Here is a 24974-nt window from a genome sequence, read left to right as displayed (position 1 = left end):
GATTTGTCACGGATTTTCAAATGTCTGATTTTAAAAGACTTGCAGAAATATATTCGGACTTCGCAATGAGCTTGCGGAACGAAATTCCGGAAAATAGTAGTCCTAGGAGCGACACCGTCGAAATGCTCGCCGTAAACTATTGGTTTGAAGGTTTAAAGCAGAGGACAGGGCTCAAAACTGCTTACGCGCTAGAGCTTTATTTTGAGAAGGAATCCTTTCGAAGGAATAGCAACGGCACGATCGTGCATTACAGAAGCAAATGGGCAAGGTACGAGCAGAATCTGAACTCGCCCAAGGCCAAGACTTTAAGCAGGGTTGAGTTATTGGCACCAGGATCGACACGTGAGCTGAATCATCCGCTATGGACGTTGATCACACTACTCATTAAGAAAAAGAGAATCGATTTCGAAGGCTATTTGAGGACGCTGAGCATCGATATCCAGTTGGTTCTGTTCTGCGATGGCAGCGACATGTTTTGGGACAACTCACGACGAGTACCAACCAGTCAGATATTGCTCGATAAACTCGAACGCAGAGCGAGTCTTGATTCCTTGGCTGCACTGATCGCAATTGTTGTCGAAGCCGATCATTTGGGTCGGAGGTCTCTTGCTGTAAAGGCAGCAAGCTCGCTGCACAACGTTCTTCTAATGCTAGCGATTGAGCTCCAGGCGCGCAGGGTTGCCATTCGGCTGATCGATTGGTTGGCAGTGAACGTCCTATCTCTAGGCGTCCCTACGCACTTGCAGGTATGGATGACTAGCATCGACTACATCCACTCGTCAGCGCATCTAAACACTATGGTTTACCAACATCCGCAACGGCGCGGAACAAGCTTGCCCTGGAAGCAACGAACGAAACTGATGGCCAAACTGATTGCTGGGGATATGGGGTTTGACGTTATGCATGCCATGCGCCCGCAGTACGAGCTGAGGACGGATATAGGGGACATTGCTGATGATCTGGTTCAAGAGTTCAAGAAAATGTCCGCACTGAGGACTTGGGGCTGGAAGTGCATTATCGATGGCACGCCACAAGTGATGCCGCCTACCTCGTTGTTCTAGAAGTCGACGGCAGCTTGATCACTTCGATCAAAAAAACCACCTGACCAAAAAGGGACTTTCCGGGTGACGTAGATCTGCCATCGAACGGGTACGCGTGTGGTCAAGTGCAATGCAAACGCCTGGTCAGATCTAATGCAAACGACTGGTCAGCGCAAATGCAATCAGATGGTCAGGTGGGGTGCAATTTCCCAGCGTATCTGAATCAACTGCTGCTCCAGGGTGTCAGCCCGTGCCAGCTGTGCTGCGACACTCTGTTGTGCATGGCTGAGTTCGCTCTGCGCTGACTCCAGTTTTTGTTGCAGCTCGTCATGTTTTCGGCTGGCGGCTTTTAACTGGTTTACTACGGACTTCCCCTCTTCCCGGGCCCGATCAACCTCGCGATGAGCCCGATCCTCAACTCCACGCAAATAGTTCTCCTGCGTGATTCGCTCCTGCTCGGCCTTGATTCGCATCGAGTGGAGTTCGTGTTGGAGAGTTTGATTTTGCTGCTGGGCAGCATGCCGCTCACGCTGTAAGACATCACGCTGTTGCTGCAGCTCCTCGATCTGCGCCTGCCGCTGTATCAGCAGCAGATCCAGGTCAGCTAACCGCGATTCGGCCGCCTGACGCCCGGCCACGGCTTCTGAAACCTGTTGGCGCCCCGTTGCCAGATCCTGACGCGCTGTATCCTCAATTGCTGCGAGTCGCTCGCGCTCAGTGTCCAGTACCTGGCGCCGTTCCGCTAAGCCCTGTTCCGCCACCCTCTGCGCCAAGTGGATTGCCTGCTGCCATACAGCGACAAACGCCTGCGACACCTCGCCAGGCAATGCCGGCAGGCGGGTCTCGCCATTCAGGCGTTCGGCCAGGCGTGCCCACCATTGATCAAGCAAACCGCCAACTCGCGCAGGGCTGCCCCGCCCCAACTGCAGGCGTACGCGTTCGACTGTCGGCCGCTCGCCACGCGCCAGCACCGCATCTGCAGCAGCAAACACATCGTTTTCCGGCACCCCTACTGCCATGGCCCACCTCAGCGTATATTAGGTCTGATAATAGAATGTTATCCGACGTTATTTTTTGAATATTGGAATTACCATACGTTGAACGTATTAAATATTACAGATCAGTTGACACTGGTCGACGAAACGCCGCTGGACCCGCAATCCCTGGCGCTCCAAGCCCAGGAAGCCGCGGCGGCGTTTATCGCCGCCGGCACCGCGGCCAATACCGTGCGCAGTTATCGCAGCGCCCTTGCCTACTGGTCGGCGTGGCTGCAGTTGCGTTACGGCCAGGCGCTGGGCGACGCACAGCTCCCTGCCCCTGTGGCTTTGCAATTCGTCCTCGATCATCTTGCGCGGCCGTTGGCCGACGGCGGATGGGTACACCTGTTGCCGCCCGGCATCGACGCGGCGCTGGTCGCCGCTCGGATCAAGAGCAAGCTGGGGCCACTGGCGTTCAATACGGTGAGCCATCGCCTAGCCGTCTTGGGCAAATGGCATCGAATCAATCAGTGGGACAGTCCGACCGAAGCGCCGGCGCTAAAGACCTTGCTGCGCGAGGCACGCAAGGCCCAAGCACGCCAGGGCGTGAACGTGCGCAAGAAAACCGCGATTGTGCTCGAACCGCTGCAGGCGCTGCTCGCCACCTGCGACGACGGCGTGCGCGGCATTCGTGACCGCGCCCTGCTCCTACTGGCCTGGAGCGGTGGCGGCCGGCGACGTTCGGAAGTGGTGGGTCTGCAAGTCGGCGATGTGCGCCAACTGGATGCCGACACTTGGTTATATGCCTTGGGCGCGACCAAGACCGATACAGGTGGCGTACGCCGAGAGAAACCTCTGCGCGGGCCGGCCGCCGCTGCGCTGACCGCTTGGCTAACCGCGGCGCCGGCCGAGTCGGGCCCGCTGTTTCGCCGGCTGTATAAAGGCAATACGGTGGGACGCACAGGATTGTCGGCCGACCAGGTGGCGCGCATCGTTCAGCGCCGGGCGAAGTTGGCAGGCTTGGAGGGCGATTGGGCGGCGCACAGTTTGCGTTCAGGCTTCGTCACCGAGGCTGGGCGCCAAGGAGTGCCGCTCGGTGATGTGATGGCCATGACTGAACACCGTAGCATCGCCACAGTGATGGGGTACTTTCAGGCAGGGTCCCTTCTGAGAAGCAAAGCCACTACCCTGCTGAGTTCCCCCACCGACCATACAATCGAGCAATCCAAGCACGTTGAATTAACCGACGACGACAAACCGTCTCAATGACTGATAAAAGATAATTCGGCTAAATAGAACTGAGCTGCTAGCACTCCCGAGAGACACGCGGTGCCCTTGGGGGCCATAAAAGTCCTAGGCGGAGGCAATTCACAGTTCGCACATTTTGCGAGATACAGAACAACCTTGACGCTGCCTGTTGATGAATCCTCTGCTGGCCGCTCATGTCGCAACCGTCCACTGTCGTAGTTTCAACTGAGTATCTAGCATTGGCCACGTGTAATCCGGAGGAATTGCTTCGCGTTGATCACGCGTAGATGGTCAGCAAAATCTTCTGACAGTATGCTCATTTTTCCGATCTCTTAGCTTCCACGCTGGGAGTTGGCCAAACAATAAAAATAGCCGTCGACTAACGAGGCGGCCGCACGGAGGCGCTATGGCTACGCATGGGTTTACTTCTTCGTCTCACCTCGTGGATGCAACTGGCAGCGCCATACTCGCTGAGTCCACGTTACCCCCCCAGGAATCTCCTGCGCCTCCATGCGTCGCACCGATCCGATTAGCTTGTGTCGAGGTTTCCAACTTCCGCCGCCTTGCCAAAACCCGACTCGACCTTGACGAGATCACCACCATTCTGGTGGGCGCAAACAACAGCGGCAAAACCTCGCTGCTTACCGTTCTTCGAAACTTCCTGGGTGAATCGCCCGCCGTTCGCGCGTTCGACATCAGCCTTTCGCGGTGGGCGACAATTCGGGAATTAAGCCTGCTCTGGGAGGCGCTCGAAGACGACCCCATGACGAACTCCAGTGATAACGAGAAATGGCAGGAGCAGTATCAACAGCTACAGGGCTGCATGCCCGTTATCGACCTTTGGTTTGATGCACAAGAAGGTGCGTACAATCATGTCGCTCCCTTTATCACATCGCTGAAGTGGTCGGGTGGCGCGGTCGGAGTAAGGGTTCGACTCGAACCCGCAGCAAATGCTGAAGATCTACGTAAGCTGGCCTGGCGCTACCGCGAGGCACGCTCTCCCGTACGTGACTTGCCCAAGGACGGGCACGCCTGGCCCATCGATCTCCTTGACTACTGGCTTAGGCATTCCGCAGATCTTCGCCGTATCGCGGCTTATCGCCTAGACCCTATGAAGGGGCCACTTGCAGAAAAGAAGCGGTGTGACATGCAGGAGCTGCCAGTTGGTTCGCGACCTGTCGAGATACAATTCTTGCGCAAGCTAATCCGAGTAGATTTCATCCCGGCTCAACGAGGTCTCGGCGCAGAAGAAGACGAGGCAAGATCTGAATCGGCAAATACTCGTCCTGGTTTGTTCTCTAGTCAGCTCTTAAAATTCGCAAGACAGCACTTGAATGTTGCGCCATCGGGGCAAGGACATCGAGAAGACTTGGTCAAGGCGATCGCAAATGCTCAAGCCGATCTCGACAAATCGATATATAAAGCGCTCAAGCCAGCGATGGAGGATGTTGAAATCCTTGGTTATCCGGGCTTACATGATCCTCAACAATTTAACTTCCGCACCAGAATCCAGACCGCTGATCTTCTTGCCCATAGCACGGCGGTTCAATACCAGCTGGACGAGACCTGCGTCGACGAGTCTCTTCCAGAACACTCCATCGGTCTCGGCTATCAGAATTTGCAGTCGCTGAGCTTTATGCTTGTGTCATTTCGCGCCGCGCGCCTAAGCCCTCCCCACGGCGCCCCGGCGGCGGTGCATTTAGTGATGGTTGAAGAACCCGAGGCTCACTTACACGTTCAGGTTCAGCGCAACTTCTCCGCGAGCGCTTACGACTTGATTCGTCCAAAGGAAGTGGTGCATAGCAATCTTCGCAGCCAGTTACTTATCAGCACGCACTCTAGCCATATGGCACATGGAGATAGCTTTACGCGTCTAAGGTATGTGAAGCGTGTAGCAGCTACCGGCGCAGGGAAGAAGCCAAGCACGGAGGTCATCAATCTTGGAGACGCGTTCGGGGAGGACATTCAAACCCGGACATTCGCTGAACGCTATTTTCAAGTCCAACATACAGACCTCCTCTTTGCTGATGCGGCCATTTTTGTGGAGGGCACCGCTGAGCGGATGCTGGTACCGCTTTTTATCGAGCGCGATTTTCCCAAACTTGCCAAAAATTACGTGTCCTTTCTAGATATCGGAGGCAGCCACGCGCACCGCCTCCGACCATTGGTGGAGCGGTTAGGAATTCCGGCAATTGTTATCACTGATCTAGACCCAGTGATACCAACAATTAATGCAAAGGGGCGCGTAGTACGAGCGGCAGTGCACATTGCCGGTCAGGCAGAACTTGAATGCGGTAACGACACGTTGACATCTTGGCACCCCAAGTTAACCGAGTTCCAAGCTTACGGTAAGCCTACGCTCGCCGACCTGGAGTGGACCTCCGATTCGGGTTTCAAAGTCCGTTTCGCTTGGCAGCTCCCCATTGCGGCCGTAAGCAAGCAATGGCCCAGCTCGTTCGAGGACTCTCTCGTGCTGACCAACACTGACTGGTTTAAAGCTTTAGACCAGGAGACGGAGCCCACGACGGGAAAGAAAGTGGTTCATCACGGTACATTGGCAAAAGTGATTGGCATTGTGATCGACAACCCAGACCACGCTGCTCTGCTCGAGGAGCTCCACACAATGCTGCGTGGTAGGTTCAGCAAGGGTGACTTTGCGGCAACTTTGTTCGAACAGCTCAACGCTGGACAAGCTTTACAATGTCCAGCCTACATCGCTGATGCGCTTACGTGGTTAAGCGGCCAGCTTAACGTCGCGCAAGGAGAGAAACCTTGAGCGCATTAACGCAGCCTCTCGGAAACGAGCGCGATGCGCATATCGTTGAAGACATCTGCGGCTTCATCACAGCGGTTCCACCTCGCAGCTTCTTCTTATTTGCCGGCGCAGGTTCAGGGAAAACCAGAACGCTAGTTGAGGTGGTACGCCGAATTACAGGCGTAGTGGCCCACGAAGCGGGAAGCCAATATGCGCAGCAACTCCGCTCTCGGGGACAATCCGTCCGAGTCATCACCTTCACCAAGAATGCAACCGCGGTAGTCACCGGGCGACTCGGTGACAACTACCTGACCGCGGTGTCAACCATTCACTCCTTTTGCTGGGAGCTTATCAAAGGTTTCGACGAGGACATCAAAGATGCGTTGCTGTCACGCTGTCTCGGAAAACTTGAAGAAGCCAAAGCCTATGCATCTGGCAAGGCAAGAGGAGAGTCGGAAACCGATCGGAGAAAGTATGCTGAAATTGAGGCGCAGGCCGAGGTAATACGAAACACCGAGGAATTCATCTACCATCCGGACCGAAACACCTATGGACCAGCCGCTCTGTCGCACACAGAGGTTTTGGAGGCGACGGCTTGGCTTATCCGTGAGCGCCCGACGCTTCAGCGCATTTTAGAGGATCGGCATCCGTTAATACTCGTCGATGAGTCTCAGGATACGATGAAAAAAGTGTTGGACGCCCTGCTCGAGCTCTCGGAAAAACGTCCGGGTCACATCACGCTGGGATTGCTGGGTGACCATCGACAGCGCATCTATCCCGATGGTCACGACAACCACCCCTCACATGTACCTGAGGGGTGGGCTCGTCCGGCACTCCAGATGAACCATCGCAGTCAGCAGCGGATCGTCGACCTTATCAACAAAATTTGGGACGCGGATATCAAGGGTCGAACACAGCCCAAAACTGGCGTACCCCAGCATCCTCGCACGGAAAAAAACGGCGGCACCGTTCGTATTTTTGTTGGCGATACTAGCGTCACTACCGCCGAGAAAATCCGAATGGAAGCCGACTGTGCGCGGATAATGGCGGTGCAGTCAGCTAACGCCGCCTGGGAGGATAGTGCGCACGGATATAAAACGTTGGCGCTTGAACACAAATTGGCTGCCAAGCGAGGTAACTTTTTCGAAACGTATTACGCAATGGAGCTGCTTGATAAGGATGCCGCTACGCCAAAGAGCAACGGTGAGCGAACCGGTCCCTCCATGGTCAGGCCCCTCCTCGGACCGATGCTTGAACTTGCCGAATGCTTAAAACCGGATGGCTCAATTAACGAGTTTTTCACTATGGAGATTTTACGAAGCAACGCTTCACTAGCAAATTTGCCACAGCTCAGTACAGAACGTCAGTCCATGCTGGCTGATATTCATGCCTCAGTGATGAGGTTCTCGGTTGCCGCTTCCAAACCGGAAGCAACTGTTCGGCAGGTTTTGGAACCGGTCCTTGATGGCGCGATTTTTGAGGCGGATGCCCGCTTGGTAGAAGCTTATAAGGATGCTGCGCCGCCTCCCCCGGATCCTATGCCTAGAGCAAAGGAAAACAAGGAGGATCGCCGCAGGCGCGGATGGCACGCACTCTTCAATACCCCGTGGCAACAACTGGCCCGATATCGTGCGTATCTGGGAGGAGAAACCGAGCTCGCGACACATCAAGTTGTTAAGGGATCGGAGTTCAAACACGTAATGGTTGTCATGGACGATGAAGAAGCCGGCGGAACATTATTCTCCTACGACAAGCTTTTCGGTGCCGAAGATTTGAGTCCAGGTGACTTAAAAAACGTGGCCGAAGGTAATGAGACCGCAATTGACCGGACCCTACGACTGCTTTACGTCACCTGCAGTCGTGCAGAGGAAAGTCTGGCATTGGTACTTTGGGCTAAGGATCCCAACGCAGCACTTGTTGCAATCAAGCACACGGAATGGTTTTCCGCGAATGAAGTGGCAGTTATGGGTTAGTCATCATTCGTCGCCGGACTCGACGCTGGCAGCCTATCTAGCGTTTGCTAAGTGGATTGCGGCAGGCCTAATGCCGTGACAGTGCCGCATCCGGTCGAGGCAAACGCAGCGAACGGGCGCTCATTATGGCGAATGCCGCCAGGACAGTTAATTAAGAGTAAGTACCCGCATATTCTGAGCTCTGCGTCTTCCAGCGTGATGGCCAGGATTGTTTCGCACCAAAGTGCGCAGATCGGTCAAAAGTGTTCCGGTCTCCCCAGCGAAACTCATCATTGACTACGTTCCCTCGTCGTCTGGCAGTGCCCGCTCCATGAAGTCACAAAAAAACGGTATCGCGAAAGCCGTCTCCCCAATACTGGGGCTGCAGATGAGCCCTTTTGCCATCAGGCTATTGCGAACAGGTGTGACCGCTCGAACTTGACTCCCCTGGTGGTCGGCAATATTGGCCGTGAGGTGTGGCCCAGGGCCAAGGTCAGCCAGGGCCCGCAGGAACTTTTTTTCCATAGAAGTGAGGCGGGCAAAACGGCCTCGAAAAAAACCTTCGTCCAGAGTTGCGATGATTTGAGCCGAAGCCTTTTGTACATCAGCAACCGTGATGGGGCTCTCACAGGCCGTATCCCATGCGTGCTTGCACCACTCCTGCAGAAAATATGGATGGCATCGAGACTCTTCCACGATGAGAGCGACGGCCGCGGCCTCGAAGGCAATACCCAACTTCTCGGCTGGCTGGATTACGGCAAGAACGGCGTCCATGTCAGACAGTGCGCCGATGTCCGGAAAGTTAAACAGCCGCTCGGCGTAGGACTTGGCGTTGCCCGCACGCTTACGGAGGTGTGGCAGCCCGGCGCCGACTAACATTACTGGCAGGCGTGATTGTGTACAACGGTGCAGGGCGGCGATAAGCGCCCCCAATTGGGTCTCTTCCATAAGATGAAACTCGTCGATAAAGATCACGAGCACCGAACTAGCTGCTTTCGCAGCCAATCCGGCGAGCTCGAGCACTCTGCTCAAATCTCCGTGTAGATCGCCATTGCCGGCAAGTTCCCCTTCCCCCTTCCCTTCACCATCCGCATCAAATTCGAGGTCGACCGGTATGTCGGTGACTTGGCCCTTTAGCGCCTGTGCGAAACACCCCAGAGCGTGAGAGGCGCGCTGTGCGCTAGCTCTCGCGGCCTCTATGCAACTAAGACGCTGCAATACGACGTGCAGCTGGGTAGCCAGCATGGCGGGCAATGACAGCGTCTGAGGGTTCGCCAAAAGGAGGGTGTGAACGCCTACGCCTTCTGCGTCGAGACGCATTTGCTGAAGCAATACCGTTTTACCTACTCCCCAGTGGCCGACCATCAACACGCTCTTGCCTGACCGCCCAATACGCAATCGAGCAATGGTAACTACCACCCGATTAAGCAACGCATCTCGTCCCGCGAGCATGGGGGGAAACCCGCCGGCGCCGGCGACGTACGGGTTATTAACGGGATTCACTGAGCACCAAAAAAGCATACTGTCGCGGTGTGCAAATTAAAGCGTGCGGTCGAGTTCAACTACTACGCTCAGGGGACTCGTTTTCGTCACCATAATAGCCTTCTCCTTTATTACGTTCGTTTTTCCAGTAGCGGATAACCTCGGCGATACTTTCTCCATCATGCGACTCCAACTCCCAAGAATCGGAACGGCGCCAACCATCGAATATTTGCTCTTGCAGGGTGGATACAACTTCCGTGGGGTCCATGCGAGGATCAATCAATTCGTCATGTCCTTGGCCGCCATTTAACCATTTGTTTGTGCTGTACTCATTGGGCAGATGGCAAAATCGCCACCACCCGCGGTAGGTTTCTGAAGAGCGACGAGCGCAATCGACTCGGAAATCTGCCTCATCCTGCTCCGACCAGGCGCCTTTTTTAATCATAGATTCGCGATCTGCATCGCGATCCAAGAAAAAAATCTCATGCATCAAAGGATCATGTTTAGCCCAATCATAAAATTCGCAGTTAATGCCAGACTGTCCCCAGCGCAAAACCGTGCCTACCACCGCTGCCTTGGTGGTGCCAAACACCCATTCGTACTCGTTCAGAAAGCTCGGTTTTGTTGAGCTTTTACCCTCGCAAGCAAAGGTAAATTCGTCCCGATGCGTGCTCCAAAATTCTTCCAGCTCATTTAACGTTCGTAAGCGGACAAAAAACGTTCCACCCTCAAGGAGCGTGCGCTCAGGCAATTCAATGGAGACCGGTAATCGTGGCGATTTCGTTTTCATACACGTTTCATTTCAAAATGCCTCCAGCCTTCTTAGACCCAGACATCCACCTCGAACGGTCCACGTACTACATCTGACGACTATTTGTACGAGCGAGTTTTGCGCCTAGGCACAGAGGCCGCTGGAGTGAATCGTTGTGACAAGGTGTCTTCATCGACCGATTGTAAGACCGTGGGGAGTAGCCGAATCGAACAATATTGTGAGATCCGCGCTCTCATGGCGGTGCAGTAAGGTATTGCTTGGTTCCCAGGATGTCCTTCACGCACTGGTTGATTGCGATCAGATGTTTTACGTAATGGATAACGTATCAACCGCTGCTCACAGCGCCGGATGATGCTAACAAATTGAAATTTCACACATTTAACCTATTAAAAACCCCAAAATAGTGGAATTACCTTGAATTATACTGGATAGAGTATAGAATAAAACCTCGTTGCCCGGCTTTATCGTTCCTTTTGCGGGCAGTAATCATGCGACCGGAACTCAAGCGAGCAATTGGTATCTCCGTCAAGTCATATCGAGTGAAAAGGGACATTCCTCAGGAGAGCCTTGGTCCAAGCCAGCCCTACATCAGCAGCATTGAAGCAGGTAGAGGAAGCGCGTCGATTTCTAAGATTGAGCAGATGGCAGACGTGCTGGGGATTCATCCGGTTAGCATTATCTTGGCCGCATATCTCACATCAAGCGACGATGTCATCAAGGACAAATTGTTTGAAAGAATCCACGTAGAGCTAGCTGAAATTGGGCTTTAGCTGAAGGCGCAGCAACTGATCCCTGCTGTTGATGTGGGCGGTCACTTTGAGCCAGTGGAACAATAGATGCTAGCGTCTGCAATTGCTGGAATAACAACTGCTCGCCCATGGTCAGCTATGACAATGTACAGATGAGACCATGCCATACCGGTTGTAGCGCTAGCATGCAACTGCACGACGGTCCTGTACACCTTAACAGCGCTGGTCGGACGCGCGATCCCGCGAATATCCTTTGCGGCGGTTTACTCGAGTTCAAATGTCATCGTTGATCCCTCTAGAGCTAGTCGGCATGGTTTATTTTGTACGCCGGTGGTCCGACCTGAGAGTTGTTGAACTTGAGCCGCGTACTGTTCTCTATGAGCAGAGCAAGCGGGTGACGGAGACCGCCTGGATAGTCTGCTGTCAGGCCGCAACTGAGAGTGTGCACCTCAAGTGACTAGGATGGAACGTGCGTCTCGGATTTCAATTGTCTGGTGGGGTTCGCGTCCTTAGAAGCAGTTATTGATGCGCATCAAATCGGTTCACCTAGTCGCATGCCCGAGCATACACCAGCCTGCCGGTATCGGCCTTCTTGCCGAGTGAAAAAAGAATCCAATCGGGCCCATTTTTCCCTAGGAAATAGCCCCAGGTATTCATGAAGGTAGGCGTAATCCTCCCGACTAAGTCCCCCGAGGTAGATGATATTCTCAATTCCTGCAGTAGCAGGAAAGAAAACCTTGGCCACACCGCAATAGCGCTGGAAAATTGAAGCATATTTCAGGGAAGTAATCTCCAGCAATATTCCTAGCAGCATCATGCTTCCGAATCGGCTACGAGGCTCACTAATTTGAGGACAGAGAAATAAATTTTCTTTGTAGTTAATTAGATCAGAGTATTTTTTTACCCTCTCCTGATGAAAAAAAGTCCTCGCGATGCCTGAATCTCTACGCCGAGTTGGCAATTGCAAAAAAACACAGTACAACCGGCTAAATAGCCTGCCCTCTACCTCATCTATTTCACCCCCATCAGCCTTCTGACTAAGCCACCTTTTTATTTGGCTGTAACCAGCGATACGCAACCTTACAAAACGCTCGTCGCTCCAACTTGACGAAGCTATTTCCTGATTGCAGATCTGAACATAAGCATCCCATGCCTTGGAATAAGTTGGACGTACATTTAACATCACCAACTCAATGCTATGTGTTCTGCAGAAAACTGAATATGAACTGCACCATTCCTTGCGCCATGCGGGAATCTTCCCAATTCGAACATCATTACGTAGGCACTCCGGGCAAAACCAATATCGGTGCTCCCAACCGACTAGCCCCTCATCTCGAAATTGGAAATAAACCGATGTCAAATATTCGTCAATCTTTAAAATCTCACAGACTTTAAAAAAAAATGGTGTGTCGAATTCAAAATCTGGATCAGCAACCTTTATCAGATTTCCACTCCAAGTCCAAGCAGGGCGAGCAAAAAGGCTTTCGCGATCTGAGATACAGGTAAATTGACTATGGTAACAGCGAAACAACCAAGAACTGAAAATTTCGCCATCACAGGGATTAGGAAGATTGGGGAAACCTTTCATTAGTACCCCCAAGGGCTTTTTGCGGCCCACTTCAGGCACTGAATGTCGATACATTCTATTTTACGTCGAATGGCATACGAGGCTGCACATCTCAATAATTCAACTGTTTTATCCATGCGGCCTGCTGAAATCGTGATTATGGCTTTAGTCATTTCCTCCGAATATAATTTCGAAGGAAGTTTAAGTGGCATCAACTCTTCAATCTCGAAGAGAAACGATCGAAATTCTTCGCTTTCCTTCCAGTTTTCCAAGGGGAATTCAAAAAAACGCCTTTTGAACTCATCATTTGACGATAAAGCCAGTCGTGCAGCCACAGTACCAAATCCAAACATTTTTAATCCATAAGCGGGGCCAACAAGTTTCTTTAAGATCGACATATTTGCTCGCTGTTCCTGCTTGGATCGAAGCAGCGCGTCCTGAAGCTCATCAATGACGATTCCCCATATGCCCCGGAGTTTTATAGCTTCTCCCAATTCGTTGGGAACATCTACTTTTGGGCTTGCCCTTGTTAAAGAATCGAATGGAAGTTGTAGTGCTTTGGCTAATTCGCCACGCAGGCTTTTCTTAGTTGCAATCTGCGGATCCTCTGCCATATCAATAAACAACAATCCCTTACTGTTAACTACTCGGTGGTGTATTTGGGAAATTATTGCACTTTTCCCTGAGCCGCCCGGCCCAATTACTACAGGGCGGGAGCCGTCTGTCTTTGCGGCACCTGCAGCATATTATTCATCATTCTAAATATTGTTTCACTTGGCTGGTAGTTAACCCACACATCTTCTTGAATAATTGCAATTCGATTTTCGGCATCCCTATCCAGAAGATGCCGTCGATCCGCCCGGAGGTGCTGTGCGTCCATTAGGGTTGATTCTCGGATTTAAACTTGCTAGGGATTTCTGCATAGTTTGGTTTTGTTATTGGTATTCTTTTTTTTGTGTCCGCGTCACTTAAAGGATATGCGGCACCATAAGCATCTGCGGCAGCCCTCTGACGCCTAGCGCGCTTTGTAAGCTGTTCACTATTGGCTTCAATATTCTGTTTCTCCCTGTAGTGCGACGTTGCCTCATGGTAGTCTAACGATCCAGCACGTACCGCTGGCGCATGGATGCGGCTGGCACGGTATTCTTCATAAGTGAAATCTGGCAAAGTTAGATCGGATGAATTAATAGGATAAAAAACACCTTCGATTTTCACCCAAATTTGACGCATCGAAAACGGGTCATATTTTACGAGAACTTTTTTCATACCCACAAATGGACCAAGAAGAGGATCCCAGTAAAAACGGCGTTTAAATTCAATGCCGTCAGGCTTAATCGCACGCGTGTCTTCAGGCATAAAATGCAACTTGAATTGGTGTGAGTCTGTCACCTGTGGGGGATAAGGGGCGTTTCCACCTGGGGAAAAATAATTTAACCAGACCTTTTTAGGCGAACTTTTCAATTCGGAGTGAACTGTAGAATGGTATAGGGCAACCTCCCTAGCAAACCAAGCACAGAAATCGGAAAACGTCATTGTCGCTTTCTTTTCGCTATTTAAATTCCGTCTGGCTACTGCATTGGACATGGTGGTGCCTTTCAAGAAATGCACTTTGCTTGTCATCATTGTTCCAATAAATCGCTCAACATGGCCTCCGTAGTGTTTCTTCCCAATAGGTCGATACATTGCGTCAATTCCGAACAAATGGCATCCCGCTTGAAGCTTTACGCTTTTGAATTCAACAGCATTGTCCATATAGATAACAGCAGGAACGCCATAGAAGGGATAATCATCGACTTGCATCCCTAAACCTTTAACAAAATCGTCTTTGCGAAGAACTGCATGAGACAAAGCGCACGCAACCGAAACTGCTGAGGGGGCGTGTAGACTTAAATAATAGCCAAGCAAAACTCTGCTATACACATCAATGACAACAGTTAACCAAGGCCTTCCGATTAGCTTAATGCGATCATCTGCTAAAATTAATATATCTACCAACGTGTGATCAATCTCAACCCAAGCCAGCGGACTGGTTACTACGTGTTTGCCAGGACGAGGTTGATGTTTTTGATTTGCAGCATCTGTCCCTAGTTTGATTCTACTACGCTCATATTCCGTCAAAGTGGATTTGATTCTATTTGTTACTGCTCGTCGCGAAGGAACCGCCAGTCCGCCCTCGATACAATGCACCTCCACATCTTTCCACACCTTGCTAAAGGTTGCCCCTCTAGAGTTATAGGCGCTATCTATTGACGTTTTGATCACTTTTTCGATCTCAGGACTTAAAAATGTACAGCCTGCCTTCCTCCCCCGTTTATTAGGTAACATAGAAAGCGAACCAACATTTTCCTCATACGATTTTATCAGTTTGTATACATGATTTTTCGTAACACCTAACTGAGCGGCGGCTTGGTTAGAAGTTAGCGAGCCAAGCCTCAACTGTTCGATAGTTTGAAATCTTATAGCAGCCTTTTCTAATTCCTCCAGTGTTGCATTCGCCGCGAGCCTAGTCGCCAAGGGAACCATTCCTAATTTATCAGGCTGCGTGAGAAACTCTATTTCGATAAGTTTTACCATCGCTACTTCCCCGCTGCTGACGAACATAACTTCAACAGTGGCTAGATAAATAGCTCTTTGCACTACTGATACCTTCCCCTTAGCAACCACCTGCATTCCGGGTGCAATGTTGACATGCACTGGCAAATCCTCTTTCAGAGCGTGATTAAACCTCTATAGCCGAAAACGCAGTAGATTCAACCAGGTCCTTAAGTTTATTTTCATGTATACACAAATTAGCTAAATTATGTTTTGAACATAATTTCGCTAATCTCTATACATTTCACATGAGATTTACACGAAAGCACATGTCTAACGGCCGTTGCGGCTTCCCATTAATTTGCGTTATCGGACGTTACGAGTTGTAGTGGGAAGGTGGTAAAAAATGATACCAGCAGCGACAGAAGATTTTTTCTATCTTTTTTAAGAGGTTAATTTACATAAGTGATTGAATTTTTTATTTTTTATTTTTTATTTTTTATCTTTTTTTGTCAGCGGCCACAACACTCCAAATCGCCGAGCGCTGGAAAAATCGGCGCTCGTCGAGTTGTACCTATTGCTCTCTTCGCCTCACGGTTTTATTCATTTCCCGTGCTCCCGTACAGCCGCCATTGGATCTCGACGCGATGCGCAGCGCTAATCGCGTTCGCTATTGCGCCGACACGGCTTTGAGGCCCGCGAGAGCGTAAGTCATCATGTGCTCGATCAGCCCGGCGGGTTCCATTGCCAGACCCGGCAGCACGTTCTCGCTCAACGCTTCGTGGGCCAATAGCAGAAAAAGACAAGGCGCAAATACGCCCAGCGCACAATGCAGCGTGGTCGGGTGATCGTCCGGCAAGCCCAGGATCTGCCCAAGAATGCCGCGAAAGACCTTCGCTTTTGGATAGGCCTGCTGCTCCAGCACCGAGGGTAGCAAACTCGAAGGCGACAGCAATTCCCGGCTCAACACCTTGAGCGCCCAGGCATCTCGATGATTGCGCACGCGCTCGATCAGGACGGTGATGATCAAACGCAATTTGTCCTCAGCAGAGGCAGGGCTCTGGCTCAAGCTGAACAATATATCGATGCTGAGCAGACGGTCATGGGCTTCGAGCAGCACGGCACGGTACAGGCCCTCCTTGTTCTCGAAGTGATAATTGACCGACGCCACGTTCGAGTTGGAGTTCTCGCAGACCTGTTTGCTGGTGGTGTTGGCATATCCCAGATCGGCAAACAACTGCCCTGCTGTCTCCAGAATGTGCTGGCGGGTCACCCGGCCATCTTGTCGCTGAGCACGTAGAGAGGCTGCCTGATTTGGACCGGACACGAGCATGAACTCCTATTAACTCAAATTCAAATTTGACTTTTATTTTTATGAAGCTTAGCTTCAAATCACCTACATACCTCGATAGGTACGGATATTGGCGACGAATGTTGTCAGGTCCAAGGCCATTTAGCCAAAGGAAAACATCGCAATGGATGCGCGCGTAATGACCCCGTTCACTTACTTCTCTCTGCCGATGCAGAAGCAATTCCTGCGCAATCGCGAGGCGATCAAGGACAAGCCCTACGCCAAGTATTTCTCTGCGCAGATGAATGTCCCCCTTTCCGCCGTGTGCAAGATCCAGCAAGGACCACTGCCGCTGGAACAGACCATGACGCCGAGCATCGAGGACATCAATCGGTTGCTGGAGGCAGACTTCGTCAGCGAGGAATCGGGATACGCCCTGCTGCCCGGGCCAATGGCGTATGTCCAGAGCCGCAAGTTTTTCCCGGGCTCGACCGCAGCGATGCTGAAATGGTGGTTCATGTGGCACCCGCTGGAAGCCGAGCGCTATACCCTGTGGTTTCCTTATGCCCATGTCAGCAATCCCTGCGTCAATCACGAACGCCTCAAGCAGACGTCCCTGAGTTTCGAACAGCGTTTGTACGGCAACACCTTCTGCGCCTCGGAATATGTCGGCGATCGCCTGATGCACCTGCATATCCACTTCCAGGAGCCGGAAAAACTGGGCTTGCGTGCCGATCTGTATCGCGAGGCGAAAATCGACGGTAGTGTCAGCGCGTTGATGAGCCTGGCGGAACAACCCGAGGTGCCGGTGTCGCTGATGGTGCACCTGTTCAAAGAAACTCCGGAAGGCCTCTATCTCACCAGTCGCTACTGGGTCGGCAGTCATCCGTCGATGTCGCGTTTTCCTGGTGCCGAAAAGGCTGCCGCACTGATGGAGGCCAACGGTTTCGGCGAAGCGGAACTGGAAACCCTCGCCTACGAATTCGCCGTTCATGACCTGTGCGAATTCAACCATCTGGCCAGTTTCCTGCCACAGCTGTATCGAGAGTTCGGCACTGACTGAACCCGCAAAAAAATGTTCCCCCCAGCGCAAGGCTAAGGGGAACATCTCGAAAACCAGAATCACCCCTTCGAACTGATACCGTTTAGTAAAAGAGTCGTAAATTCCTCGATATCTTGCTCCATCTCCAACTGCTCGGTCAGCAACCGGTACCAGCAAAATCCAAAGATCATATCCAGCAAAAGTTCGCGATTGGTGTCCTTCGGTAACTCACCACTGCTGATGGCATTTTCCACCAACTTCTTCGGCATTTCCCTTCTGCGCTCCATGAATTGGTGCTTTAACTGAACCAATGTCACAGGGTCCAACTGAGCCTCCGCGATAACGCAGCGAAATGCTTCGCCGCAAATCGTTTCACGCCAGACTTTCCAGAGATTGTGCAGCAAAAAGTCGAGATCCGCTTTTAATGAGCCGAGATCAGGAAGCTTTCTGACCTGCTCGCTTTCATTCTCGTAGACTTCTGCGATCAATGCAGCCTTGTTGCTCCACCATCGATAAATCGTCGGTTTACTCGCTCCCGCCCGTCGGGCAACCGACTCAATACTGAGTCCCGAATAACCGCATTCCTTGAGGATCTCAATCGTCGAACTGATGATCGCCTTGTGCGTGTGGGGATTCCGTAGGGATCCGATGGAGCTGCGAGAGGGTGTACGAGCCACAGTAAATTCTCCAGGCAGGGTGCTTGACAAATACAATGCAAGGTATAGGATTTCCGAAAATCGCAACGAAACGGTCCGTTTCGTTTCGAGTGACGTAAACGCGCTGAGCATTGACTCCAATCAATTTGCTTCAGGCTTTTCTGGTTACTTTAGGGGTTTCCGACTGCTCAAGCAGGATGTCTGAGCAAGGAAGCGTCCTCTAGCACCATCAAGTCTGCAGTTTTAATTCTGAAACGATACGTTCCGTATCATAGCAGTGAGAGAGGCAAAGTGGCAGTATCAGCCCCCTTTTTTGGGTAACCGTCCGGAAACTCCAAACCGCTGATTTTGCTGGCTAAACGACAAAACCCCGATATGTGAGGCTTTAAAGATAGTTTTCCGTATGTTTCAGGATATACGGCGACGCAACACCCTTGTTTTCTGACAGCGAATGGAATCAAAAGGAAAATGAACGTGAAAAAAGCAGGAATAGTGAGCTACGGCACTGGCGTTCCCGTTTGTCGCTTGAAAGTCGAAGAAGTGATTAACGTCTGGAAGAACACCGATCTCCATCTCGTGCAAAACCAGTTGGGGGTGTCCGAAAGAGCAGTTCTTCAACCTGATGAAGATGTGATCACTCTCGGTGTATTGGCCGCCCAACGTGCACTGGATATGGCCCCCGGCAGTAGCGTCGAGGCTTTGTATCTGGGCACTTGCACCAACCCCTATGACTCCCGCGCCTCGGCCTCTGTCATCCTCGAAATGCTCGGTTGCGGCTATGACGCCTATTGCGCCGACGTCCAGTTCGCGGGCAAATCCGGCACTTCTGCGCTGCAGATTTGCCAGGCACTGGTCGCTTCCGGCATGACCGGCAGCGCCCTTGCAATCGGCGCCGACACGATCAATCGCAACACCGCCCCAGGTGATCTGACTGAATCCTATGCGGGCGCCGGTGCGGCAGCTTTATTGGTGGGCACGGAGAATGTCATCGCAGAATTCGATGGCAATTTCTCTTGTGCAGCCGATGTCGCCGACAACATTCGCCCGCAAGGCGATCGTTATATTCGCTCCGGGATGGGGCTTGGCTCGGACAAAAACAGCATCGGCCTGGAAGACCAGACTCGCCGGGCGGCGGAAGGCATTATGGCCAAATTGCGCACCTGCCCGCAGGACTACGACTATGTCGTGTTCCAGCAGAATCTGGTGTCCACGCCCTACTCCCTCGCCAAGCATCTGGGTTTCAATCCGAAACAGGTCGAGCCCGGCATCTACGCGAGCAGCGTTGGTGACACCGGTGCTGCCAGCCCCCTACTCGGTTTGATCAGCGTGCTCGACCAAGCGCGTCCCGGTCAAAAAATCCTGCTGGTGTCTTACGGTTTCGGTGCCGGCAGCGACGCAATCGCCTTGACGGTTACCCCTGCCATCGAGGCCTACCAAAAGCGCAACAAGCCACTGCGCGAATCGCTTGAAAACAAGCTGTACGTGGATTACGGCACTTCCATCAAATACGAGTTCAAGTATTTGCGACCTGACTACGCCCTCACCGCCTACCTCTGATTTCGCCTGTCTACGCAAGGAGCATGTACATGTGCGCACGTCGTGTTGCAATCGTTTCGGCCGCCTATACGCCGAAACCGGGAAGTTCCAGGGTCCGGCAGACGTTCAAGGAAATGATCGTCGAGTCGGCTTATAAAGCTATTAAAGACGCCAGGATGCATCCTCGGGAAATCCAGGGTGTGGCCTACGGTTATCACGGCGAGGGCATTTCGGAATATGGCGGTCTCGGCCCGACCATCTCCGACACGTTGGGCATCAGCCCGGCGCCGACGTTCATGAGCACCGCCAACTGCACCAGCAGTTCCGTGTCGTTCCAGATGGGCCATCAAATGATTGCCTCCGGGGAATACGACATTGTTCTGGTCGGCGGCTTCGAGAAGATGACCGACCACTTCAACTATGCCGAATACATCGGTTCCAGTACCGAATGTGAGTACGACTACTTCCTGGGTATTTCCCACACCGACGCTTTTGCCCTGGCGACGGCGGAATATTTTGAAAAGTTCGGTTATGCCGGGCGTGAAGCTGATGTGTTGGCGACCTTTGGCCGGCAGATGCGTATTTATGCGCACAACACCCCGAATGCCACGCGCTTCGGCCATGCGATTCCATCTATCGATACCCTGAAAAACAGCGAAGCCTTCGGCTCGATGCTGGCTTGGGGTGAAGCGAGCGGTTGCGCGATTCTGGTCGCCGAACACTTGGCTCACAAATACACCGACAAACCAGTATTCGTTCGCGGATGCGCCTATACAGGCGTTTCCCATTACTTCGGCACGCGTTTTCACAACCCGACCCTTCATCACCCCGGCCTGCCAAAAAATGTCGGCATGGCCGTCTCTGCCAACTCCATCGCTTGCGCTGAAATCGCCTATAAAAAGGCCGGCATCACCGCGAAGGATATCGATGTCGCGCAGGTCTACGACTTGCTCGGCGCGGGTCTGATCCAGATGGAATCGATGGGTGTCTGCAAACAGGGTCAGGCCGGCGATTTTGTCCTGGAGGGCGGCATCGGCATTGACGGTCCGCTGCCATTGAACACCGACGGCGGCAACATTGGCCGCGGTCATGCGTCCGGTTGTGACGGCATTCTGCACATCACCGAACTGTTCCGTCAGTTGCGCGGTGAATCCGACAACCAGGTCAAGGGCGCGCGCATCGGCGTGTCGCAAAACCTGGGAGGTTATGCCGCCCACAACTCAGTGATCGTTCTTTCCAACGACTAAGGAGCCGGACCATGTCTATGTACCCCGAACAGATTCATCGGATGACCACTGCCAGCATGCTTCGCGAATGGCGCGAACACGGCGGCAAATATCGTCTGGAAGGCAGTCAATGCGAAGACTGCAAGGAAATCTTTTTCCCACGTCGTACTGTTTGCGGCGCCTGCAACTCGCTCAACGTAAAACCGTACCGCTGCGCCCGCAGCGGCAAGATCGAAGTCATGGCTCACGCCGAGAATCCGATCCTTGCCGCCATGGGCTACGGCGAAACAGTGCCTCGCTGCATGGCGATGGTTCGTCTGGACGATGGCTTGGTGATCGCGTCGGAAATCGTTGACATCACTCATCCGGAACAACTGAAAACCGGCGCGCCGGTACGCATGGTCGTACGCAAACATGTGCGCGAAAGCAATCTGGCCTGGCAATACGCCTACAAGTTTGTATTGGACGTATAAATAAAACGGCCGGGCGTTAGTTTCTGACGCTCGACCGCTTGAATATTAAAACAAGAATTGCGTTGCTTATAAAAATCACTTATTAGCCAAAAGCATTTAACCCTTGGTCTTCCCGGGGGTAGCAAACTGCCGTTATTTAAACCGGGAATTACTCCCAAACTAATTATTGGCTATATATGGCCGAGGATTCATCATGTCGACTCTTTGTCTCCCGCACGTAATGTTCCCGAAGAACAAGATCACTCAGCAACAGATGATTGAGCATCTGGAGAGCTTGCACGGCGACCATCCGCGCATGGCTCTGGCCAAACGTATGATCCAGAATACCGAAGTCAACGAACGGCATTTGATCCTGCCGATCGAAGAGCTGGCGGTACACACCGGCTTCACTCACCGCAGCATCGTCTATGAGCGTGAAGCCCGCCAGATGTCCTCCGTTGCTGCCCGCCAAGCCATTGAAAACGCTGGCTTGACGACCAATGACATCCGTATGGTAGTGGTCACCTCGTGCACCGGTTTCATGATGCCATCGCTCACCGCACACCTGATCAACGATCTGGACTTGCCAACTTCTACCGTGCAGTTGCCGATCGCCCAGCTCGGTTGCGTCGCCGGTGCTGCAGCAATTAACCGGGCGAATGACTTCGCCAAACTGGATTCGCGTAATCATGTGTTGATTGTTTCGCTGGAGTTCTCGTCGCTGTGTTATCAGCCTGACGATACCAAGTTGCACGCGTTCATTTCCGCTGCACTTTTTGGCGATGCCGTATCTGCCTGCGTATTGCGCGCTGATGATCAAGCGTCAGGATTCAAGATTCGTTCCACCAACTCTTTCTTCCTGCCGAAGAGCGAGCACTACATCAAGTACGATGTAAAGGACACCGGCTTCCACTTTACGCTGGACAAAGCCGTCATGAACTCTATTAAAGATGTCGCGCCGATTATGGAGAAACTCAACTACGACACTCTTGAACAGAACTGTGCGCAGAACGATTTCTTCATCTTCCACACTGGCGGCCGCAAGATTCTTGACGAATTGGTCCTGCAGCTGGACCTTGCCTCGAACCGTGTTTCACAGTCGCGTAACAGCCTCGCCGAAGCCGGCAACATTGCCAGCGTTGTGGTTTTCGACGTGCTCAAGCGACAGTTCGAGTCGGGTCTTAACTCCGGCGATGTCGGCATGCTGGCAGCTTTCGGCCCAGGCTTCACCGCCGAAATGGCCGTGGGTGAATGGGTAGCCTGATTCCCGTGTTTTGCCGGGGCTACGTTTGAGTCTGCAAGAAACCTTGGCGGTCTGTACGACGCCACGGTTTCTCGACCTCCTTCGCAAACCCTTCATTGCACCTGATTAATGGTTTCACATGGAGGATGAACGATGATCAGAGACAATCTCGCTACGCCGCCCAAGCGGCAATATGAACGACGGATGGTTTTGCTGCTGTCCTTGAGTTTCGGCCTCGTCGGGCTCGATCGCTTTATCATTTTGCCGCTGTTTCCCGTGATCATGCGTGACTTGCAGCTGGATTATCAGGACCTCGGCATGCTCTCGGCAGCACTGGCCTTCGCCTGGGGTTTTTCAGCCCTGGGCGCGGGCTACGTGATTGATCGATTGGGTCGCAAGACCGTGCTGGTCCTTTCAATTGCAGTGCTGTCGCTGCTCTCGGGGATGTCGGCTCTGGCCGGAGGACTTTTCGGGCTGGTCGTCATCCGCGGGCTGATGGGTCTCTGCGAAGGTGCGTTCACACCGACCAGTATCATTGTCACCGATGAGGTTTCGCATCCGCAGCGCCGCGGACAGAATCTGGGGTTCCAGCAGGCGTTATTCCCGATTCTCGGACTGTGCCTGGGGCCATTGCTGGCTGCCAGCCTGTTGGAGCTGTTCGACTCGTGGCGCATGGTTTTCGCGATTATCTCGTTGCCCGGTCTACTGCTGGCCGGCTATTTGTGGAAAATCTATATACCGGCGCCCTTGCCGGCACAACAGCAACCAGCTTCAGGCAGGGTTTGGGCAAACTGGTTGAGTGCTTTCAAAAGCGGCAATGTCAGCCTGAACATCCTGATCATGTTCTGCATTCTTACTTGCCAGTTCGTACTGTGTGCAATGTTGCCCAGTTACCTCACGGACTACATGCACCTTGAAACGCTGTCGATGGCCTTCGTGATATCCGCCTTGGGTGTTGGTGGTTTTATCGGTCAGTTGATCATTCCGGCGATGTCGGACCGACTGGGACGCAAACCGGTGGTCATTGTTTCCTTCATGACCAGCGCAATGTTGGTGGGACTGTTAATCATCAGCCCGGCCATTACCGGGTTGCTATTTCTGCTGCTGTTTCTTTTGTCTTTCTTCAACTTCAGCCTGATCTGCATGACCGTCGGGCCGTTGACCAGCGAGTCGGTGCCACCTGCACTGCTTCCCACTGCTACCGGCATCGTCGTCGGGTTCGGCGAGATCCTTGGCGGTGGCGTGTCACCCGCCGTCGCCGGTTACGCCGCCATGCATTTCGGCCTGCCATCTATTTTGTACGTCGCATTGGCCGGGAGCATCGGCGGCCTGCTGTTGTCGCTGGGTCTGCGCGACAATCTGCACCCCCTCCCTGCCCTGTCAGCCGCGAACGCATTGCCGATCAGCCTACCGCTCAAGGATTAGAGATCATGGGACACTATTTGATGTTGCTCGACCTTCGCCAGCATGAACACCGAGGCATCGGTGTGTTCGACTTCCAGACGGGCCAGAACCTGCGCATGTTTCCCGAACAGGGCGGGCTGTATGAAACATTGCAGTATTGCAGTCGCTGGCATCGCGGCTGGGCCGAGCATCTCAAGCATCTGCCCGCCAGTGACAGCACCCAGGACATCGACCTGCAGCCACCACTCAAACCCGGCAATAATTTGCTCGCCCAGGTCAGCACGGTCAGCCTGACGATGTCGAAAAAGCAGGCGTGGAGTTACAAAGGCAACGGCAGTCTGCTCAAGACGCAGGGCGAAGCGCTCAACATCCCTTATCAGGCGCTGAGCATTGCCAGTGAACCGGGAATCGTGAGCATTTATATGGTCGACTCCTTCGGCAAACTGCACTTTGTCGGATTCACCATCGGTAACGAAGTGCACGATCCACTGCTCGGCAACCTCGACTCGCCGGACGCCAACCAGGCGTATCTTCGCGAATGCGCACTGGCTCCGGCAATGATTCTTGGAGAGTTGCAGTGTCGATTGTCGATCAACGCTCGTATCGAGCGTCAGGACAGGCAAATCTCCTATCGCGAGTACGATATTGATCTGAAGGAATGGCACTCACTGCGCAAATACACCCAAGCATTCCTCGAGCAACACGAACAGTTCCTGCAGCCAGGCATGGTTCACTACGTGTTTCATGGCCTGGGCCATCCTGACAGCGAACCCCCGCTGCAACACGGTGACTGGCTCGATCTCGATTGCCCGGAGCTGGAGTTGAGTCTGAGCAATCGCATCGTCGAAGAAGAGTTGTTGCATCTGTGCCCGCTTGATAAACGTACGCTTGGAGCGGGTCTGCCCGCGCGGGCGACGCAACTGCATCAGCGCTGCAACGACCCGAACTTGCTCAAGCGCAAATAACGCTGACAGATCGCTATCGGGCGCCAGTCCACCGGACTCGATCGCGGTTTGCAGGCGCGCCTCCAAGTCGGCATCGAGTGCCTGC

General features: G+C 52.8%; 20 protein-coding genes. 12 read left to right on the top strand and 8 right to left on the bottom strand.

The features are described from left to right. Nucleotides 1–20: 20 nt before the first annotated feature. Nucleotides 21–1061 (top strand): hypothetical protein, encoded by a 1041-nt coding sequence (locus tag ACOI8A_RS22710; protein ID WP_420651520.1) that lies wholly within the window; start codon nucleotides 21–23, stop codon nucleotides 1059–1061. 161 nt (nucleotides 1062–1222) lie between these two features. Here ACOI8A_RS22710 and ACOI8A_RS22705 read toward each other — a convergent pair whose 3' ends face one another. After that, nucleotides 1223–2059, bottom strand: a complete 837-nt coding sequence (locus ACOI8A_RS22705; protein ID WP_420651519.1) for a DNA-binding protein — start codon at nucleotides 2057–2059, stop codon at nucleotides 1223–1225. Nucleotides 2060–2137: 78 nt separating this feature from the next. On the opposite strand from ACOI8A_RS22705, the gene ACOI8A_RS22700 reads away from it, so the two are divergent. The 3 genes from ACOI8A_RS22700 (at nucleotide 2138) to ACOI8A_RS22690 (ending at nucleotide 7993) form a co-directional block, all read left to right on the top strand. Beyond that, nucleotides 2138–3286 (top strand): site-specific integrase, encoded by a 1149-nt coding sequence (locus ACOI8A_RS22700; RefSeq protein ID WP_420651518.1) that lies wholly within the window; start codon nucleotides 2138–2140, stop codon nucleotides 3284–3286. Between the two features lie 385 nt (nucleotides 3287–3671). Beyond that, nucleotides 3672–6041, top strand: a complete 2370-nt coding sequence (locus tag ACOI8A_RS22695; RefSeq protein ID WP_420651517.1) for an AAA family ATPase — start codon at nucleotides 3672–3674, stop codon at nucleotides 6039–6041. Next, a complete protein-coding gene (locus ACOI8A_RS22690; RefSeq protein ID WP_420651516.1) occupies nucleotides 6038–7993 on the top strand; it encodes a UvrD-helicase domain-containing protein in 1956 nt (651 codons plus the stop codon). Before ACOI8A_RS22695 ends, ACOI8A_RS22690 begins: the two co-directional genes overlap by 4 nt. 276 nt (nucleotides 7994–8269) lie before the next feature. Here ACOI8A_RS22690 and ACOI8A_RS22685 read toward each other — a convergent pair whose 3' ends face one another. Continuing rightward, nucleotides 8270–9424 carry an ATP-binding protein gene (locus ACOI8A_RS22685; RefSeq protein ID WP_420651515.1) on the bottom strand — a complete coding sequence of 385 codons (1155 nt, stop codon included), beginning with the start codon at nucleotides 9422–9424 and terminating at the stop codon, nucleotides 8270–8272. 106 nt (nucleotides 9425–9530) lie between these two features. Further along, nucleotides 9531–10244: a hypothetical protein gene (locus tag ACOI8A_RS22680; protein WP_420651514.1), complete on the bottom strand. Its 714-nt coding sequence runs from the start codon at nucleotides 10242–10244 to the stop codon at nucleotides 9531–9533. A 470-nt stretch (nucleotides 10245–10714) separates the two neighbouring features. Here ACOI8A_RS22680 and ACOI8A_RS22675 point away from each other — a divergent pair, with 470 nt between their 5' ends. After that, complete coding sequence (locus ACOI8A_RS22675; protein WP_420650696.1) at nucleotides 10715–10996, top strand: helix-turn-helix domain-containing protein; 282 nt, start codon at nucleotides 10715–10717, stop codon at nucleotides 10994–10996. 511 nt (nucleotides 10997–11507) lie between these two features. On the opposite strand, the gene ACOI8A_RS22670 is transcribed toward ACOI8A_RS22675, so the two are convergent. The 4 genes from ACOI8A_RS22670 to ACOI8A_RS22655 all read right to left on the bottom strand — a co-directional run bounded on the left by ACOI8A_RS22670 (nucleotide 11508) and on the right by ACOI8A_RS22655 (nucleotide 16407). After that, nucleotides 11508–12563 carry a hypothetical protein gene (locus ACOI8A_RS22670; RefSeq protein ID WP_420650697.1) on the bottom strand — a complete coding sequence of 352 codons (1056 nt, stop codon included), beginning with the start codon at nucleotides 12561–12563 and terminating at the stop codon, nucleotides 11508–11510. After that, complete coding sequence (locus ACOI8A_RS22665) at nucleotides 12563–13201, bottom strand: TniB family NTP-binding protein (protein ID WP_420651532.1); 639 nt, start codon at nucleotides 13199–13201, stop codon at nucleotides 12563–12565. The genes ACOI8A_RS22670 and ACOI8A_RS22665 overlap by 1 nt, the downstream gene beginning before the upstream one ends. Before the next feature lie 220 nt (nucleotides 13202–13421). After that, entirely contained in the window at nucleotides 13422–15236 is a 1815-nt protein-coding gene (locus tag ACOI8A_RS22660; protein ID WP_420650698.1) for a transposase, read from the bottom strand. A gap of 508 nt (nucleotides 15237–15744) precedes the next feature. Then, nucleotides 15745–16407: a TetR/AcrR family transcriptional regulator gene (locus ACOI8A_RS22655; RefSeq protein WP_420650699.1), complete on the bottom strand. Its 663-nt coding sequence runs from the start codon at nucleotides 16405–16407 to the stop codon at nucleotides 15745–15747. A 142-nt stretch (nucleotides 16408–16549) separates the two neighbouring features. Between ACOI8A_RS22655 and phlG the strand changes: the two genes are divergently transcribed. Next, nucleotides 16550–17428 carry a 2,4-diacetylphloroglucinol hydrolase gene (gene phlG, locus ACOI8A_RS22650; RefSeq protein ID WP_420650700.1) on the top strand — a complete coding sequence of 293 codons (879 nt, stop codon included), beginning with the start codon at nucleotides 16550–16552 and terminating at the stop codon, nucleotides 17426–17428. Nucleotides 17429–17487: 59 nt separating this feature from the next. Here the strand turns inward: phlG and ACOI8A_RS22645 are convergent, their stop codons facing one another. Then, nucleotides 17488–18084 carry a TetR/AcrR family transcriptional regulator gene (locus tag ACOI8A_RS22645; protein WP_420650701.1) on the bottom strand — a complete coding sequence of 199 codons (597 nt, stop codon included), beginning with the start codon at nucleotides 18082–18084 and terminating at the stop codon, nucleotides 17488–17490. 447 nt (nucleotides 18085–18531) lie between these two features. Between ACOI8A_RS22645 and ACOI8A_RS22640 the strand changes: the two genes are divergently transcribed. The 6 genes from ACOI8A_RS22640 (at nucleotide 18532) to ACOI8A_RS22615 (ending at nucleotide 24889) form a co-directional block, all read left to right on the top strand. Then, complete coding sequence (locus ACOI8A_RS22640) at nucleotides 18532–19620, top strand: hydroxymethylglutaryl-CoA synthase (protein WP_420650702.1); 1089 nt, start codon at nucleotides 18532–18534, stop codon at nucleotides 19618–19620. 29 nt (nucleotides 19621–19649) lie between these two features. Then, the gene (locus tag ACOI8A_RS22635; protein ID WP_277757822.1) at nucleotides 19650–20846 is read left to right on the top strand and encodes a thiolase family protein; all 1197 of its coding nucleotides are present in this window, start codon (nucleotides 19650–19652) and stop codon (nucleotides 20844–20846) included. Nucleotides 20847–20857: 11 nt separating this feature from the next. After that, complete coding sequence (locus ACOI8A_RS22630; protein WP_420650703.1) at nucleotides 20858–21298, top strand: Zn-ribbon domain-containing OB-fold protein; 441 nt, start codon at nucleotides 20858–20860, stop codon at nucleotides 21296–21298. Between the two features lie 193 nt (nucleotides 21299–21491). Continuing rightward, complete coding sequence (locus ACOI8A_RS22625; RefSeq protein ID WP_420650704.1) at nucleotides 21492–22541, top strand: type III polyketide synthase; 1050 nt, start codon at nucleotides 21492–21494, stop codon at nucleotides 22539–22541. A 132-nt stretch (nucleotides 22542–22673) separates the two neighbouring features. Next, nucleotides 22674–23945 (top strand): MFS transporter, encoded by a 1272-nt coding sequence (locus ACOI8A_RS22620; protein WP_420650705.1) that lies wholly within the window; start codon nucleotides 22674–22676, stop codon nucleotides 23943–23945. Between the two features lie 5 nt (nucleotides 23946–23950). Further along, nucleotides 23951–24889 (top strand): fumarylacetoacetate hydrolase, encoded by a 939-nt coding sequence (locus ACOI8A_RS22615; RefSeq protein WP_420650706.1) that lies wholly within the window; start codon nucleotides 23951–23953, stop codon nucleotides 24887–24889. The last annotated feature ends 85 nt before the right edge of the window (nucleotides 24890–24974 follow it).

It is taken from the genome of Pseudomonas sp. P4795 (genome assembly GCF_048822895.1).
Lineage (GTDB): Bacteria > Pseudomonadota > Gammaproteobacteria > Pseudomonadales > Pseudomonadaceae > Aquipseudomonas.
Note: the sequence above shows the minus strand (reverse complement) of the source record. Positions and strands in the feature narration are given on the sequence as shown.